10 protein-coding genes and 1 pseudogene are annotated in these 13,471 nt (G+C 71.3%); 7 read left to right on the forward strand and 4 right to left on the reverse strand.

Translation table 11 applies throughout. From position 1 onward, the window contains the following. The 3 genes and pseudogenes from ACZ3YO_RS37585 to ACZ3YO_RS37595 form a co-directional block, all read right to left on the reverse strand. On the reverse strand, nt 1-968 hold a 968-nt coding region (locus ACZ3YO_RS37585), incomplete at its 3' end, for a non-reducing end alpha-L-arabinofuranosidase family hydrolase (protein ID WP_465578527.1). 35 nt (nt 969-1,003) lie between these two features. Then, nucleotides 1,004-2,473 (reverse strand): annotated as a pseudogene (locus tag ACZ3YO_RS37590) (glycoside hydrolase family 10 protein); the annotation flags it as partial. Nucleotides 2,474-3,006: 533 nt separating this feature from the next. Continuing rightward, nucleotides 3,007-4,032 (reverse strand): LacI family DNA-binding transcriptional regulator, encoded by a 1,026-nt coding sequence (locus ACZ3YO_RS37595; RefSeq protein WP_465578468.1) that lies wholly within the window; start codon nt 4,030-4,032, stop codon nt 3,007-3,009. Between the two features lie 153 nt (nt 4,033-4,185). Between ACZ3YO_RS37595 and ACZ3YO_RS37600 the strand changes: the two genes are divergently transcribed. From ACZ3YO_RS37600 to ACZ3YO_RS37620, 5 genes are all read left to right on the forward strand, one after another. Beyond that, nucleotides 4,186-5,478 (forward strand): ABC transporter substrate-binding protein, encoded by a 1,293-nt coding sequence (locus tag ACZ3YO_RS37600; RefSeq protein ID WP_465578470.1) that lies wholly within the window; start codon nt 4,186-4,188, stop codon nt 5,476-5,478. A gap of 11 nt (nt 5,479-5,489) precedes the next feature. Next, nucleotides 5,490-6,452 (forward strand): carbohydrate ABC transporter permease, encoded by a 963-nt coding sequence (locus tag ACZ3YO_RS37605; protein WP_465578472.1) that lies wholly within the window; start codon nt 5,490-5,492, stop codon nt 6,450-6,452. Next, entirely contained in the window at nt 6,452-7,270 is an 819-nt protein-coding gene (locus ACZ3YO_RS37610; protein ID WP_465578474.1) for a carbohydrate ABC transporter permease, read from the forward strand. The genes ACZ3YO_RS37605 and ACZ3YO_RS37610 overlap by 1 nt, the downstream gene beginning before the upstream one ends. Nucleotides 7,271-7,278: 8 nt before the next feature. Then, complete coding sequence (locus ACZ3YO_RS37615) at nt 7,279-9,639, forward strand: beta-xylosidase/alpha-l-arabinosidase (protein ID WP_465578528.1); 2,361 nt, start codon at nt 7,279-7,281, stop codon at nt 9,637-9,639. A gap of 106 nt (nt 9,640-9,745) precedes the next feature. After that, the gene (locus ACZ3YO_RS37620) at nt 9,746-11,095 is read left to right on the forward strand and encodes an extracellular catalytic domain type 1 short-chain-length polyhydroxyalkanoate depolymerase (protein WP_465578476.1); all 1,350 of its coding nucleotides are present in this window, start codon (nt 9,746-9,748) and stop codon (nt 11,093-11,095) included. Between the two features lie 193 nt (nt 11,096-11,288). On the opposite strand, the gene ACZ3YO_RS37625 is transcribed toward ACZ3YO_RS37620, so the two are convergent. After that, a complete protein-coding gene (locus tag ACZ3YO_RS37625; protein ID WP_465578479.1) occupies nt 11,289-12,164 on the reverse strand; it encodes a helix-turn-helix domain-containing protein in 876 nt (291 codons plus the stop codon). A gap of 153 nt (nt 12,165-12,317) precedes the next feature. Between ACZ3YO_RS37625 and ACZ3YO_RS37630 the strand changes: the two genes are divergently transcribed. Together ACZ3YO_RS37630 and ACZ3YO_RS37635 are read left to right on the forward strand one after the other, a co-directional pair. Next, the gene (locus ACZ3YO_RS37630; RefSeq protein ID WP_465578481.1) at nt 12,318-13,133 is read left to right on the forward strand and encodes a phytanoyl-CoA dioxygenase family protein; all 816 of its coding nucleotides are present in this window, start codon (nt 12,318-12,320) and stop codon (nt 13,131-13,133) included. Next, nucleotides 13,130-13,462, forward strand: a complete 333-nt coding sequence (locus ACZ3YO_RS37635; RefSeq protein WP_465578483.1) for a hypothetical protein — start codon at nt 13,130-13,132, stop codon at nt 13,460-13,462. The genes ACZ3YO_RS37630 and ACZ3YO_RS37635 overlap by 4 nt, the downstream gene beginning before the upstream one ends. The last annotated feature ends 9 nt before the right edge of the window (nt 13,463-13,471 follow it).

Consider the following 13,471-nt stretch of genomic DNA (forward strand, 5'->3'; position numbering starts at 1 on the left):
ATCGGCATGCTCGCCCGGTAGATGCTGCCGTTGTCGCCGGCGAAGAACAGGTACATGTTCTGGTCGTCGCCGATCAGGGTCTGGTCGATCGGGGCCGCACCGCCCGGGAGGCCGCCGGTGAACAGCGGCTGCGGCGCGGACCAGCCGTTGGGGTTGGTCGGGTCACTCGAGGTGCGGTAGATGAACGGCCACTGACCCCACTGGTAGGCGAGCACCCAGATCTTCTTCGGCGCGAAGTAGAACAGCGTGGGCGCCACCGCGTTCTGGTTCATCCCGGTCTGGGGGGCCGAGGCCATGTCCGACCAGTTGGTGAACGGGGCGAACGCCATCGAACCGTACGAGGAACCCGACACCTTCGACGCGTAGACCAGGTGCTTGCCCTGGTACACCACGTCCGTGAAGTCCTTCAGCGAGACCCAGCCGTTCGCCGGCTGCGCCAGCGCACCGGTCGAGGACCAGCGGTACGTCGACGGCAGCGCACAGGACCCGCCCGGCGGGGTGGAGGACAGGCCGGTCCAGTTCTGGTTGCTGCCGCCGTTGCACGTCCAGATCTGCACCGCCGTGCCGTTGGCGGTGCCGGCACCGCTGACGTCCAGGCACAGCCCGGACTCCACGCCGACCACCGTGCCGTCGGCGTTCATCCGCCACTGCTGGTTGGCGCCGCCGCTGCAGGTCCAGATCTGCACCCGGGTGCCGGCCGTGGTGGCGTGGCCGGGGACGTCGAGGCACTTGTTGCCGTAGACGGTGAGCTGGTTGCCTGACGTGGCCGTCCACAGCTGGTTGGTCCCGTTCGAGCAGTCCCAGATCTGCACGGACGCGCCGTCGCTCTGGCCGGCGTTCTGCACGTCGAGACACCGGCCGGACCCGACACCGCGCAGGGCACCGCTGGTGGCCGCCTGGGCCGCCGGACCGGCGACGAGCATCGCCGCCAAGGCCGCCACGGCCGCCACCACGGCGGTGAGCACCACGGACGAACGCGGGCGGGACACCCGCGGGCGGCTCACTTGAAGCTCCAGTGCTGGTTGGCGCCGCCGGTGGCGTCCCAGATCTGGACGGGGGTGCCGTTGCCGGTCTGGCCGCCGGGGGTCTCCAGGGCGCGGCCGCTGGCGACGTTGGTCAGGGTGTAGGTGCCGTCGCCGTTGCGGGCGGCCTTCCAGTGCTGGTTGGCACCGCCGTTGGCGTCCCAGACCTGCATCCTCGTCCCGTTGCCCGTCTGGCTGCCCGGCTGGTCCAGGACCCGGCCGCTGGCGAGGTTGGTCAGGGTGTAGGTGCCGTCGCCGTTGCGGTCGGCCCGCCACTGCTGGTTGGCGGCGCCGCTGGCGTCCCAGACCTGGAGCGGGGTGCCGTTGCCGTTCTGGCCGGCGGGCTCGTCGAGGACGCGCCCGGCAGCGGCGGCGGAGAGCGTGTAGACGGCGCCGGAGACGATGTCCCCGCTCGGGGTGCCGCCGCCGGCGCCGTTGAGGGTGGTGAGCACCGCGCCGTAGGCGGCCTTCTTGTTGCCGTTGCCGTCGAACAGCAGCGGGTTCTCACCGGTGCGCCAGGAGTCGCTGTCGCGGATGCCCCAGACGGTGATGCCGGTGCAGCGGGGGGTGTCGAGGCAGGCCCGGACGGTGTCGGCGTAGGCGGTGGCGGGGGCCTGGGCGATGTCGAGTTCGGTGAGCTGGACGTCCACGCCGAGGGCGGCGAAGTTGGCCAGGGTGGTGCGCAGGCTGGCCGGGGGGCCGCCGGCACCGAAGTGGCTCTGGAAGCCGACGCAGTCGATTGGGACGCCGCGGGACTTGAAGTCCTTGACCATGCGGTAGACGCCCTGGGTCTTGGCGTCGGACCAGTTCTCGATGCTGTAGTCGTTGTAGCAGAGCTTGGCCGAGGGGTCGGCGGTGCGCGCGGTGCGGAAGGCCTCCTCGATGAAGCCGTCGCCGAGGACGTCCTGGAAGACCGAGCTGCGGTGGCGGCCGCTGCCGTCGTCGGCGAAGGCCTCGTTGACCACGTCCCAGGCGTAGATCTTGCCCTTGTAGTGGGTGGCTTCCTGGGTGATGTGGTTGTTCATCACGTTGCGCAGGGTGGTGGCGTCGTTGATGGAGCGGACCCAGCCGGGCAGTTGGGAGTGCCAGACCAGGGTGTGGCCGCGCATCTTCTGGCCGTGTGCGGCGGCGTGGTTGACGATCGTGTCGGCGGGGCCGAAGTTGAACGACCCCCGGGAGGGCTCGGTCGTGTCCCACTTCATCTCGTTCTCCGGGGTGATCGTGCTGAACTCCCGGTCGAGGATGGTGGAGTACGTCGAGTCGCCGAGCCGGCCCGCGGCCACGGCGGTGCCGAAGTAGCGGCCGCTGCCGGCCGCCGCCGCACCCAGCGTGCTCGCCCCGGCGCCGTGGGCGGCGGAGCCCGCGGTGATGACCGTGACCGAGCTGACGGCGAGGCACACGGCGGCCGTCAGGACCTTGCGGGGACGTTTCTTTTGAGTGAGCCATGACATGACGGATCGTGCTCCTTTGGGTGGGGGATGGCCTCCGCGCCGGTGTGGCCGGCGCTTCGTCCCGACGGGAGGGATCGTCCAGACGTGTCGATACGCCTGTGAGCGTTAACAATTCACGCGAAGGCGCGCTCTGACCGACATGCCCAGGCGGCCCTCAGGCAAGGCGATGCGCGTCGTCAGCAGGTGCCTGACGGCGTCGCGGAGGCGGTGCACGGAATCGACCTGTCACCAACGCCGCTGACCCCGACGGTGGTTGACGAACACGACCCGGAACCGAGGCCGCAGTTCGGACTTGTCGACGGCGACAGTGTTGGCCCGGCTCAGAGAGGCTGTCAACGCTTTCGGTCAAAACTTCGACATGTTCGGCGTGCTCTCGCACCGGCGAATCGGGCCATCGGGCGGTGTCGGCCCTGGTGGCGGCGAGCGCGGGCGGTCCAGCGGCAGGTCCTGCGGCAAGGACCGCCTTTCGAAAGTTTCGGAAGCCGTGACCGCGGGCGGGCCGCACCGGCTCGGCCGGTCGGACCGTGCCCGGGTCAGCGCCGGCCGGGCGGCACGGTGCTGGAACGCACCACCAGGGTGGTCGAGAGTTCGAGCCTGGTGGGGGTGGCCGGGGCCTCCCCGGTGCGCAGGGCGAGGATCAGACGGGTGGCCTGTTCGCCCATCTCGCGCAGGGGTTGGCGGACGGTGGTGAGCGCGGGGCTGCTCCACTGGGCGATGTCCAGGTCGTCGTAGCCGACGACGGACAGGTCCTCGGGCACGCGCAGGCCACGGACCCGGGCGGCCTCCATGACGCCGAGCGCCTGCAGGTCGCTGCCGGCGAAGATCGCGGTGGGCGGCTTCGGGAGCTCCAACAACCGCTTGGCGCGGGCGAATCCGCCCTCGGCGTGGAAGTCGCCGAAGGCGGTCAGGGCGGGGTCGACCCCCAGCCCGGCCATGGACATCGCGGAGCGGTAGCCGTCCAGTCGGGCCAGCGAGCAGAGGGCGTCCGCGGGGCCGGTGACGATGGCGATGCGCCGGTGGCCGAGTTCGATCAGGTGCCGGGTGGCGGCGAGACCGCCGGCCCAGTTCGCCGAGCCCACCGAGGGCACGTCCGGATCGGGGTTGCCGGCCGGGTCGATGATCACGAACGGGATGGACCGCGCCCGCAGTTGGCGCTTCAGCTCGGGCGGCAGGCTGGAGAAGACCAGGACCACCCCGAGGGGACGACGTCGCAGCACCGCCTCGATCCACTCCGGTCCCGGTGCGTGGCGTGAACCGCTGCGGGTGACCACCATCGCCGCGCCGTGCTCGCTCGCCACGGCCTCGACGCCGCGCAGGAGTTCCATCGCCCAGAGGCTGTCGAGCTCGTGGAAGACGATCTCGACGAGGGGCGCCTCGGCGCTGCTGCGCGCGGCGCGCCGGTAGTCGTGGGCGCGCAGGATCCGCTCGACGCGGACGCGGGTGGGCGCCGAGACATCGGTGCGGCCGTTGAGCACCTTCGAAACCGTCGAAACGGAGACCCCGGCCTCGCGCGCGATGTCGGCCAGCGTCACCCGCCCCAGTTCATCGCCCTTTTCCATGGACGCAGCATAGGCCACGGGCGGCGCAGGGCAGTTGACGCATCACGCTTCAGTAACCGTCGGTACGAGGGATTGACCCGAAACGTCTCCGCAACCTAGCGTCCGGCGCAGCGTGGATTTCGAGAAGCGGATCGAAACTTTAGGAGACTGCTGATGAAGCGACGCGCGTTAGTCGGTGCGCTCGGTCTGGCCGTGGCCGTGGTGGGGATGACCGCCTGCGGCAGTGGAGGGTCCTCCGCCGGCGGGGACTCCGGCACGATCCACGTGCTGGTCTACGGGGACGCCAGCAACAAGGTCGAGAAGCAGATCGTCGAGACCTTCAACAAGACGTCGAAGGTCAAGGCCGTCCTGGACACCATCCCCGGCGCGGACTACCAGGCCAAGCTCAACACCGTCATCAACACGCCCCAGGCGCCGGACGTCTTCTTCAACTGGGGCGGCGGCAGCATCCAGCCCTACGTGAAGTCCGACCTCCTGCTCCCGCTGGACGACATGATCGCCGCGGACCCGGGGCTGAAGAGCAACTTCCTGCCGTCGGTGTTCAACACCGCGGTGATCGACGGCAAGTCCTACGGCATCCCGATGCGCGGCACCCAGCCCGTGCTGCTCTTCCACAACAAGAAGGTGCTGGCCGACACCGGCCTGAGTGTCCCGAAGACCTGGGACGAGCTGCTGGGCGCTGTCCAGACGCTCAAGGCCAAGGGCGTCACCCCCTTCGCCCTCGGCGGCGGCGACCAGTGGCCGACGCTGATGTGGTTCGAGTACGTCTTCGACCGCGTCGCGGGCCCCGAGCTGTTCCAGAAGGCGCTGTCCGGCGACAAGAGCGCCTGGGAGAGCGAGGACGCGAAGAAGGCCCTGGGCATGCTCAAGCAGCTGGTCGACGCCGGCGCGTTCGGCTCGAACTTCGACTCGGTCAAGTTCACCGACGGCGGCTCCCCGGCGCTGCTCGCCAAGGGCAAGGCGGCCTTCGAGCTGATGGGTTCCTGGGAGTACGCCACCCAGCAGGACGCCAACCCCGACTTCGCCAAGGGCAACCTCGGGTACGGCGCGTTCCCCGGCATCCCCGGCGGCAAGGGCGACCCGGCCAACGTGGTCGGCAACACGAACAACTTCTACTCGGTGCTGAAGAAGAGCAAGCACCCCGAGGCGGCGGCCGCCTTCCTGAAGCTGATGTACTCCGAGGAGTTCGTGAAGGCGCAGCTGGCGATCGGCAACCTGCCGACCACCACCAACACCGAGCAGTTCCTCGGCACCGCGGCCAACCCCGACTACTCGAAGTACCAGTACGACCTGGTCAAGGCTGCCCCCTCGTTCCAGCTGTCCTGGGACCAGGCGTACCCGCCGGCCGCCAACACGCCGATCCACACCGCCGTCCAGCAGTTCTTCGACGGCAAGCTCGACGTGGACGGCTTCGTCAAGGCCATGCAGGCCCTGCCCGCCTCCTGAGGGGAACCGCCATGAGTGCTTCCTCCTTCGTGTCCGCCTCCGGCCGCCGCCCGCGGGGCGCCGGTCCGGTTCCCCGCCCACGGGCGGCGGGTCGGACCGGCGTCGGGGTGACCCGTCCGGGCCTCGTCTGGGCGGTGCCCGCGACGGTGTTCTTCCTGCTGTTCGCGATCGTGCCGCTGGTGCTGGTGGCGGTGCTCTCCTTCACCAGCTGGAACGGCGTCGACGCCCCGACGTTCAACGGCCTCGCCAACTGGACCAAACTGCTGCACGACCCGGTGATGACACAGAGCATCTGGCTGACCCTGCTGCTGACCGCGGCCGGCGTGGTCGTGCAGACCCCGGTGAGCATCCTGCTGGGCGTGTGGGCGGCCGGCCACCAGCGCAACCGCGCTGTGCTGTCCGCGATCTTCTTCGTCCCGCTGCTGCTGTCCGCCACCGCGGTCTCGGTGGTCTGGCGCGCCATCCTGGATCCCAACTTCGGCGTGCCCTCGGAGCTGGAATGGCTCTTCGGCGACGGCAACCTGATGGGCAGTCAGGGCAGCGCCATCGCGGTGCTCACCTTCGTCGGCATGTGGCAGTGGACGCCCATGCACGCCCTGCTCTACCAGGGCGGCGCCCGGGCGATCCCGCAGGTGCTCTACCAGGCCGCGTCGATCGACGGCGCGGGCAAGGTGCGGCAGTTCCTCCACATCACCCTGCCGCAGCTGCGCAACACCGCCATCACCTCGATGATCCTGATGGTGGTCGGCGGACTCACCACCTTCGACACCGTCCTCATCCTCACCCAGGGCGGTCCCGGCACCGACACCACCAACAGCGCCTACTACATGTACCGACAGGCCTTCAAGAGCTTCGACTTCGGCGCGGGCTCGGCGATCGCCCTGGTCCTCGTGGTGGCAGCCACGCTGATCTCGCTCGCCGTCGTGCGCCTGTCCGGCTACGACAGGATGCGCAGCACCACGGAGGGACTGTGATGCGCCCGCGCCCCAACCACCTCGCCGGGCTCGGCTCGTCGCTGTGGCTCGTGCTGGTCGGCTTCCCCCTGTACGTCCTGCTGATCTCCACGTTCCGCACCCGTGCCGACTACTCCTCGCAGGGGCCGCTCACCTTCCCCTCCGAGCTGACCCTGCAGAACTACGTCGACGACTTCTCCAACGGCTTCGGCCGGGACTTCCTCAACACCCTCCTGGTCACCGTGAGCGTGGTCGCCATCGTGCTGCTCGTGGTGCCCCCGCTCGCCTACGCCATCGTGCGGGCCCGGGGCAGGACCATCGGCACGGTCTTCCGGATCTTCCTGCTGGGGTTGGCGATCCCGGCGCAGGCCGTGATCGTGCCGATGTTCTACGTCATCAGCAAGGCCGGCCTCTACGACAACCTGCTCGGCGTCATCCTGCCCACCGCGGCCTTCTGCCTGCCGGTGTGCACGCTGGTCCTCACCGGGGCCATGCGGGACATCTCCGGCGAGCTCTACGAAGCCATGGCCATGGACGGCGCCTCGCCGTGGCGGGTGTTCTGGCAGCTGGTGCTGCCGCTGTCCAGGGGCGGCCTGTCGTCCGTCGTGGTCTTCGCCGCCCTGCAGGCGTGGAACGGCTTCCTGTTCCCGCTGATCCTCACCCAGTCGGACAGCACCAAGGTCATCACCCTCGGCCTGTACGACTTCCAGACCGAGCACGGCGTCGACGTGCCCGGCCTGCTCAGCGCCGTCGTGCTGTCGATGCTCCCGATCTTCATCGTCTACCTGTTCGCCCGACGTGCCTTGGTCCAGGGCCTCATGGGCGTCGGAGGAAAGTGACCGGCAACATGAACCTCGCCGCCCCGTCCGCTGACCCGACCGACCGCTGGCGCGACCGCGCGCTCAGCCCCGAGGAACGCGCGCACGCCCTGATCGCCGAGATGACGCTGCCGGAGAAACTGGCCCAGCTCGTCGGCGTCTGGGTCGGCGCCTCCGACGAGGGCGGCGAGGTCGCCCCGCACCAGCACGACATGGAGGAGGCACCCGACCTCGACGACCTGCTCCCGTCCGGGCTGGGCCAGTTGACCCGGCCATTCGGCACGGCACCGGTCGACCCGGCGCTGGGCGCGCTCTCGCTCGCCCGCAGCCAGCAGCGCATCGCCGCCGCCAACCGGTTCGGCATCCCCGCCCTCGCGCACGAGGAGTGCCTGGCCGGGTTCGCCGCCTGGGGTGCCACCGCCTACCCCGTGCCGCTCTCCTGGGGCGCAACCTTCGACCCGGAGCTGATCCGGCGGATGGCCGCCGCGATCGGTCGCGACCTGCGCGCGGTCGGTGTCCACCAGGGCCTGGCCCCGGTCCTCGACGTGGTCCGCGACGCCCGCTGGGGCCGGGTCGAGGAGACCATCGGCGAGGACCCCTACCTGGTCGGCACGGTGGCCACCGCCTACGTCCAGGGCCTGGAGTCCGAGGGCATCGTGGCCACGCTCAAGCACTTCGCCGGCTACTCCGCCTCGCGCGCCGGACGCAACCTCGCCCCCGTGGGCATGGGCGCCCGCGAACGTGCCGACGTCATCCTCCCGCCGTTCGAGATGGCGGTGCGCGAGGGCCGCCCCCGGTCGGTCATGCACGCCTACACCGACACCGACGGCATCCCGTCCGCCGCCGACGAGGCGCTGCTGACCGGACTGCTCCGGGACACCTGGGGCTTCGAGGGGACGGTGGTCGCCGACTACTTCGGCATCGCCTTCCTCAAGCTGCTGCACGGCGTCGCCGGGGACTGGGCCGAGGCGGCGGCCCTCGCCCTCGCCAGTGGCGTGGACGTCGAGCTGCCGACCGTCAAGACCTTCGGCGAGCCGCTGCTGCTCGCCGTCGAGGACGGGACGGTGCCCGAGGCGCTGGTCGACCGGGCACTGCGCCGGGTGCTGGTGCAGAAGGCCCGACTCGGCCTGCTGGACGAGGACTGGGACGCCGTCCCGGCGGCGCTCTCCGGCCGCCCGCTCGACGATCCGGGAAGGCTGCGGGGCTCGGTCGACCTGGACGGCCCGGAGAACCGCGCCCTGGCCCGGGAGATCGCCGAGCGGGCCGTGGTGCTGCTGCGCAACGACGGCACCCTGCCGCTGCGCCACCCCCACCGGATCGCGCTGATCGGCCCCAACGCCGACACCCCGACCTCGGTGCTCGGCTGCTACGCCTTCCCCGTGCACGTCGGCGGCCAGCACCCCGACGTGCCGATCGGCATCGAACTGCCCACGCTGCGGCAGGCCTTGGCGGCGGAGTTCCCCGGCAGCGAGATCCGGACGGTGGCCGGGGCGAGCATCGACGGGTCCGACACCTCCGGCTTCGCCGAGGCCGTCGAGGCGGCCCGGCGCGCCGATGTCGTGATCGTCACCCTGGGCGACCGGGCCGGTCTGTTCGGGCGCGGCACCAGCGGCGAGGGCTGCGACGCCGAGTCCCTGCGGCTTCCGGGCGTGCAGCAGCAGTTGCTCGACGCGCTGCTGGACACCGGCACGCCGGTCGTGCCGGTGCTGCTGGCCGGCCGACCCTACGCGCTGGGGCGTGCGGTGACCGAGGCGGCGGCCCTGGTGCAGACCTTCTTCCCCGGCGAGGCCGGCACCGAGGCGATCGCCGCCGTGCTCAGCGGCCGGACCGACCCCTCGGGCCGACTGCCCGTCAGCATCCCGGCCCGCCCGGGCGTCCAGCCCTCCACCTACCTCGCCGCCCGGCTGGCCGGTCCGAGCGAGGTCTCCAGCACCGACCCCACCCCTGCGTTCGGGTTCGGGCACGGCATCGGCTACACGACGTTCGCCTGGACCGACCTCGAGGTGGAGCAGGCCACCACCGCGACCGACGGGGCGGTCGGCCTCGCCTTCACCCTGCGCAACACCGGCGACCGGACCGGCAGCGAGACCGTCCAGCTCTACCTGCACGACCCCGTCGCCAGCGTGGTCCAGCCGGTGCAGCGGCTGATCGGCTACCGGCGGATCACCCTCGCCGCGGGCACGCAGACGCGGCTCCGGGTCGGCGTCCCGGCGGACCTCGCGTCCTTCACCGGGCGCGACGGGCGGCGCATCGTGGAGCCGGGGGAGTTGGAGCTGCGCGTCGCCGCCTCCAGCACCGACATCCGGCTCACCGCGACCGTCCGGCTGGACGGGCCGGTCCGCGTCCTGGACCACACCCGGCGCCTGCACCCGACGTTCCACTCCGCTTGACCCGAGTACCGGTGGAGGTCCCCGGTTCGTCCCGCAGGCGGTGGCACGCCGGTGGTGGCACCACGACCTCCCTCCCACCCACGACACACTCGAACGGAGAGGTCCCATGTTCCGCTTCCGCTCGTTCACGTCCCGCTTACCGGGCCTGCTCGCCGCGGTCGGCCTCGCGGTCGGCCTGAGCCTGCAGGCGGCCCCGCAGGCCGCCGCCGCGTCGCTGACCCAGATCACGAACTTCGGCACCAACCCGACCGGGCTGCTGATGCACCTGTACGTGCCGAACAACGTCAGGCCCAACCCGCCGATCCTGCTGGCCCTGCACGGGTGCCAGGGCACCGGGCCCTACCTGTACTCCAGCACCGACTTCGGGGCGCTGGCCGACCGGTACGGGTTCCTCGTCATCTACCCCTCGACGAACCCCGGCGGGAGCTGCTGGGACGTCTCCTCCGACCAGGCGCTGACCCGCAACGGCGGCAGCGACCCGGTCGGCCTGATGTCGATGATCACCTACACGGAGCAGCACTACGGCGGCAACGCCGACGCCGTGTACGTGACCGGGCAGTCGTCGGGCGGGATGATGACGAACGTGATGCTCGCCGACTACCCCGACGTGTTCAAGGCGGGCGCGGCGTTCATGGGCGTGCCGTACCACTGCTTCCACACCGGCACCGTCCGCGGCTGGAACGGCCCCTGTGCCCAGGGCCAGGTCTCCATGACCCCGCAGCAGTGGGGCAATCTGGTGCGCGGTGCCGATCGCGGCTACACCGGTCCGCGTCCCCGGGTGCAGCTGTGGCACGGGACCGCCGACTCCATCCTCAGCCACAACAACCTCGGTGAGGAGATCAAGGAGTGGACCGACGTCCTCGGCGTGAGCCAGATCCCGTCGGCCACCGACACCCCCGCCGCGAACTGGAACCGCACCCGGTACGACAACAGCGCCGGCGTCACCCAGGTCGAGGCGTACAGCATCGCCGGGGCCGGGCATCAACTGCCGGTGCAGGGGACGGCCATGGCGGCCACTGCCGTCCACTTCATGGGCCTGGACGGGGGGACGTCCGGCGGCGGCACGACCGGCGCGCTGAAGGCGGTGGCCGCGGGCAAGTGCCTCACCGACGCGAACGGCACGACGCTCGGCACGCAGCAGCAGATCCGCGCCTGCAACGGCGGTGCGAACCAGACCTGGACCCGTACGGCGTCGAACCAGCTGACCGTGACCGTGAGCGGCAGCACGCTGTGCCTGGACGCCGAGGCGCACGGCACCAGCCCCGGCACCAAGGCGATCGTCTGGTCCTGTAACGGCCAGGCCAACCAGCAGTGGCAGCTGAACCCGAACGGCACGGTCACCGGGGTGCAGTCGGGGCTCTGCCTGGACGTGGCCGGGCTGGCCACCGGCGACGGCACGCCGGTCCAGCTGTGGACCTGCAGTGGCGGCAGCAACCAGCAGTGGAAGCTGGGATGACACCGGGCGCGCGACTCCCTGCGCTCCCGGCTGCGACCGCCCGATCGTGACGGAGTCCCGCCGCCGCTCGTTCCCGTCCCCGGGGCGGGCTCCCGCAACCGGCCTGCCCGCCGCACCCTCACGGTGCGGCGGCAGCCGGGGAGGGCGGGCTCAGGCCGGCCGGCGGGTGCGGCAGCGAGTAACGGCGCGGCGGTCAGTCGGCGCCGAGGAACCGCGCCGATCCCTCCTCGCCCGGCGCCGGCCGGCTGCCGCCGCCCCCGATCGGCACGCTCCCGCGCGATCCGCGGGGGACGCCGTTCAGGCCGTCGCGGATGCCGCGCGGGGAGGCCCCGAGGGCACGGCGGCACGCCTTGTTGAAGGCCTGGAGGTCGGGTATTCCGACCGATGCCGCGATGGCGGGGATGGACAGGGTGGTGTCCCGCAGGAAGTGGCGGGCCCGCTCCATCCGTCGGGCGCGGAGGTAGCCGACCACGGTGGTCCCGGTGGCGGCACGGAAGAGCCTGGTCAGGTGGTTGTGCGAGACGCCCGCCGCCTTCGCGATCTCCGCCACGCTCAGCGGCTCGGCCAGGCGTGACTCGATCATCGCCACGGCGGTCGCGACCGCCGGATGGGTCGGGGAGGCGCCGCCCGTGCGTGGCGGGGCCAGCTGGGCCACCCGCCACAGCGCGGCCCAGACCTCGGCCGTCGCCCGTGCCGGGGAGTGCGGCCAGGCCGAAAGCGCGCGGTGCAACTGCGCGGCGAGCGGGGCGAGTTCGGCTCCGGCGTCCTGGATCACCGGGATGCTGAGCGGTGCGCCGGCCGTTCCGAGGCGCAGGTGGACGTACAGGTGCTCGGAGCGGCCCCGGTAGCGGTACGTCACCGTGGTGCCGGGCGGAATGAGGCTGACCCGGCCCGGGCGGATCGTGTGGGCGGTGTCGTCCACCGACAGGTCGGCCGCGTAGCCGTAGAGATGCAGCTGCCACAGGTTCGGCAGCGAGAACACGTCCACCGGGCCGGCGCAGCCGTGCACACCGATGCCGACGGCGGCCAGGCCGGGGGGCTCGTCGAGATGGGCGAGGGCCGTGTCCATGGCCGAGTTCTACCACGGCCGCGCCCGCTCCCGCGCCCGCGTCCGGTGTCCGGGCCGCGAGCTCCGACGAGTCCGCCCAGGGTGAAAACCGACCAGTGGATGGCGAACCGGGCCCACTCGGACAGCGGGCCCGCGGGTCTAGCGTCTTGCGCCATGGACAACGAACCGTTCCTGCTCAACTCGATCCGGATGGCCCGCTTCGTGGCTCGCGGATCTCTTCGACTGGACGCGGTCGTGCCCGCGGACCTGAACGCCGAGGCGCTGGCGGTGCTGCCGCAGGGGGTGCCGCCGGTGCCCTACGGCACGCCGCTGTCGCAGGCCTACGCCCCGGACTCCTTCACCGCCAGGCTGCTGGCCGTGCCGCAGGTCGATGGCGCGGTGCGCAGCCTGGTCGGCCCCGGGCCGCTCGTGGACCACCACGCCGTCCATGTGCGCGAACCCCACGGCGGAGAGGCACAGCCCTTGCACGCGGACGCCATCATCGACGTCCGGCCGGATGCCTTCGATGTGCAACTGATGTACTACCCGCAGCAGGTGACGCTGGAGATGGGCGGAACCCTGAGCATCCCCGGCAGCCACCTGCGCCGGATCAACGAGTCGGACACCGGCCGCTACCAGAACCTCCGTGGCCAGGACCGACTGGTCTGCCCGGCCGGGACGGTGGTCTTCGTGCACCACGGCATCTGGCACGGCGGCCGCCGCAACGACAGCGACACGACCCGCTACATGTTCAAGATCCGCTTCAACCCGACGGTCCGCCAGCGACTCCTGTGGGACACGTCGGACCTGCACGACCCGCGCGTGGCCTCCGAACTGGACGTCTGGTTCCCCTGGTACGAAGCCGCCACCGGGCGCCTGGAGCGCTACAACCGCACCCTGCTGTGGCGCGAACTGACCGGCGATCCCCGCTTCGACCTCGACCACTGGGTGACCAGGGTCTCCAACCGCCCCCAGGAGGCGACGGCATGACGGCCGACTCACCAACGTCCACGCCTACGCCGGCGGCCACCGCTCCGGTGCTCCGTCAGCGGGTGCTCGTGCTGTACCTGCTCACCTCCGCGCTGGATTCGGAGGTGGTCGGCTGGTCGCGGTACGACGGCACCGGCCGCACCTCGCCGACCACGGGAGACGGCGCGGAGCCGCCCTACGGCACCGGAGTCGACGCGCTCAAGGACGGCTGGCGGCTGATCCAGGCCTCCCCGCTCGTCCCGCCCTACCCGGGCCACGAGTACGACGTCTCCTTCCTCAAGCACGAGTTCTTCTTCGAGCGTATCGAGGAGCTCCGATCCGAGCCGTGAGGTGAAGCG

Source organism: Kitasatospora sp. NPDC022785, assembly GCF_055561295.1.

Coding starts and splice junctions, on each gene's coding strand:
- ACZ3YO_RS37595 (WP_465578468.1), bottom strand. CDS start 4,032: ATGGAAAAGGGCGATGAACTGGGGCGGGTGACGCTGGCCGACATCGCG.
- ACZ3YO_RS37610 (WP_465578474.1), top strand. CDS start 6,452: ATGCGCCCGCGCCCCAACCACCTCGCCGGGCTCGGCTCGTCGCTGTGG.
- ACZ3YO_RS37615 (WP_465578528.1), top strand. CDS start 7,279: ATGAACCTCGCCGCCCCGTCCGCTGACCCGACCGACCGCTGGCGCGAC.
- ACZ3YO_RS37635 (WP_465578483.1), top strand. CDS start 13,130: ATGACGGCCGACTCACCAACGTCCACGCCTACGCCGGCGGCCACCGCT.
- ACZ3YO_RS37630 (WP_465578481.1), top strand. CDS start 12,318: ATGGACAACGAACCGTTCCTGCTCAACTCGATCCGGATGGCCCGCTTC.
- ACZ3YO_RS37600 (WP_465578470.1), top strand. CDS start 4,186: ATGAAGCGACGCGCGTTAGTCGGTGCGCTCGGTCTGGCCGTGGCCGTG.
- ACZ3YO_RS37625 (WP_465578479.1), bottom strand. CDS start 12,164: ATGGACACGGCCCTCGCCCATCTCGACGAGCCCCCCGGCCTGGCCGCC.
- ACZ3YO_RS37605 (WP_465578472.1), top strand. CDS start 5,490: ATGAGTGCTTCCTCCTTCGTGTCCGCCTCCGGCCGCCGCCCGCGGGGC.
- ACZ3YO_RS37620 (WP_465578476.1), top strand. CDS start 9,746: ATGTTCCGCTTCCGCTCGTTCACGTCCCGCTTACCGGGCCTGCTCGCC.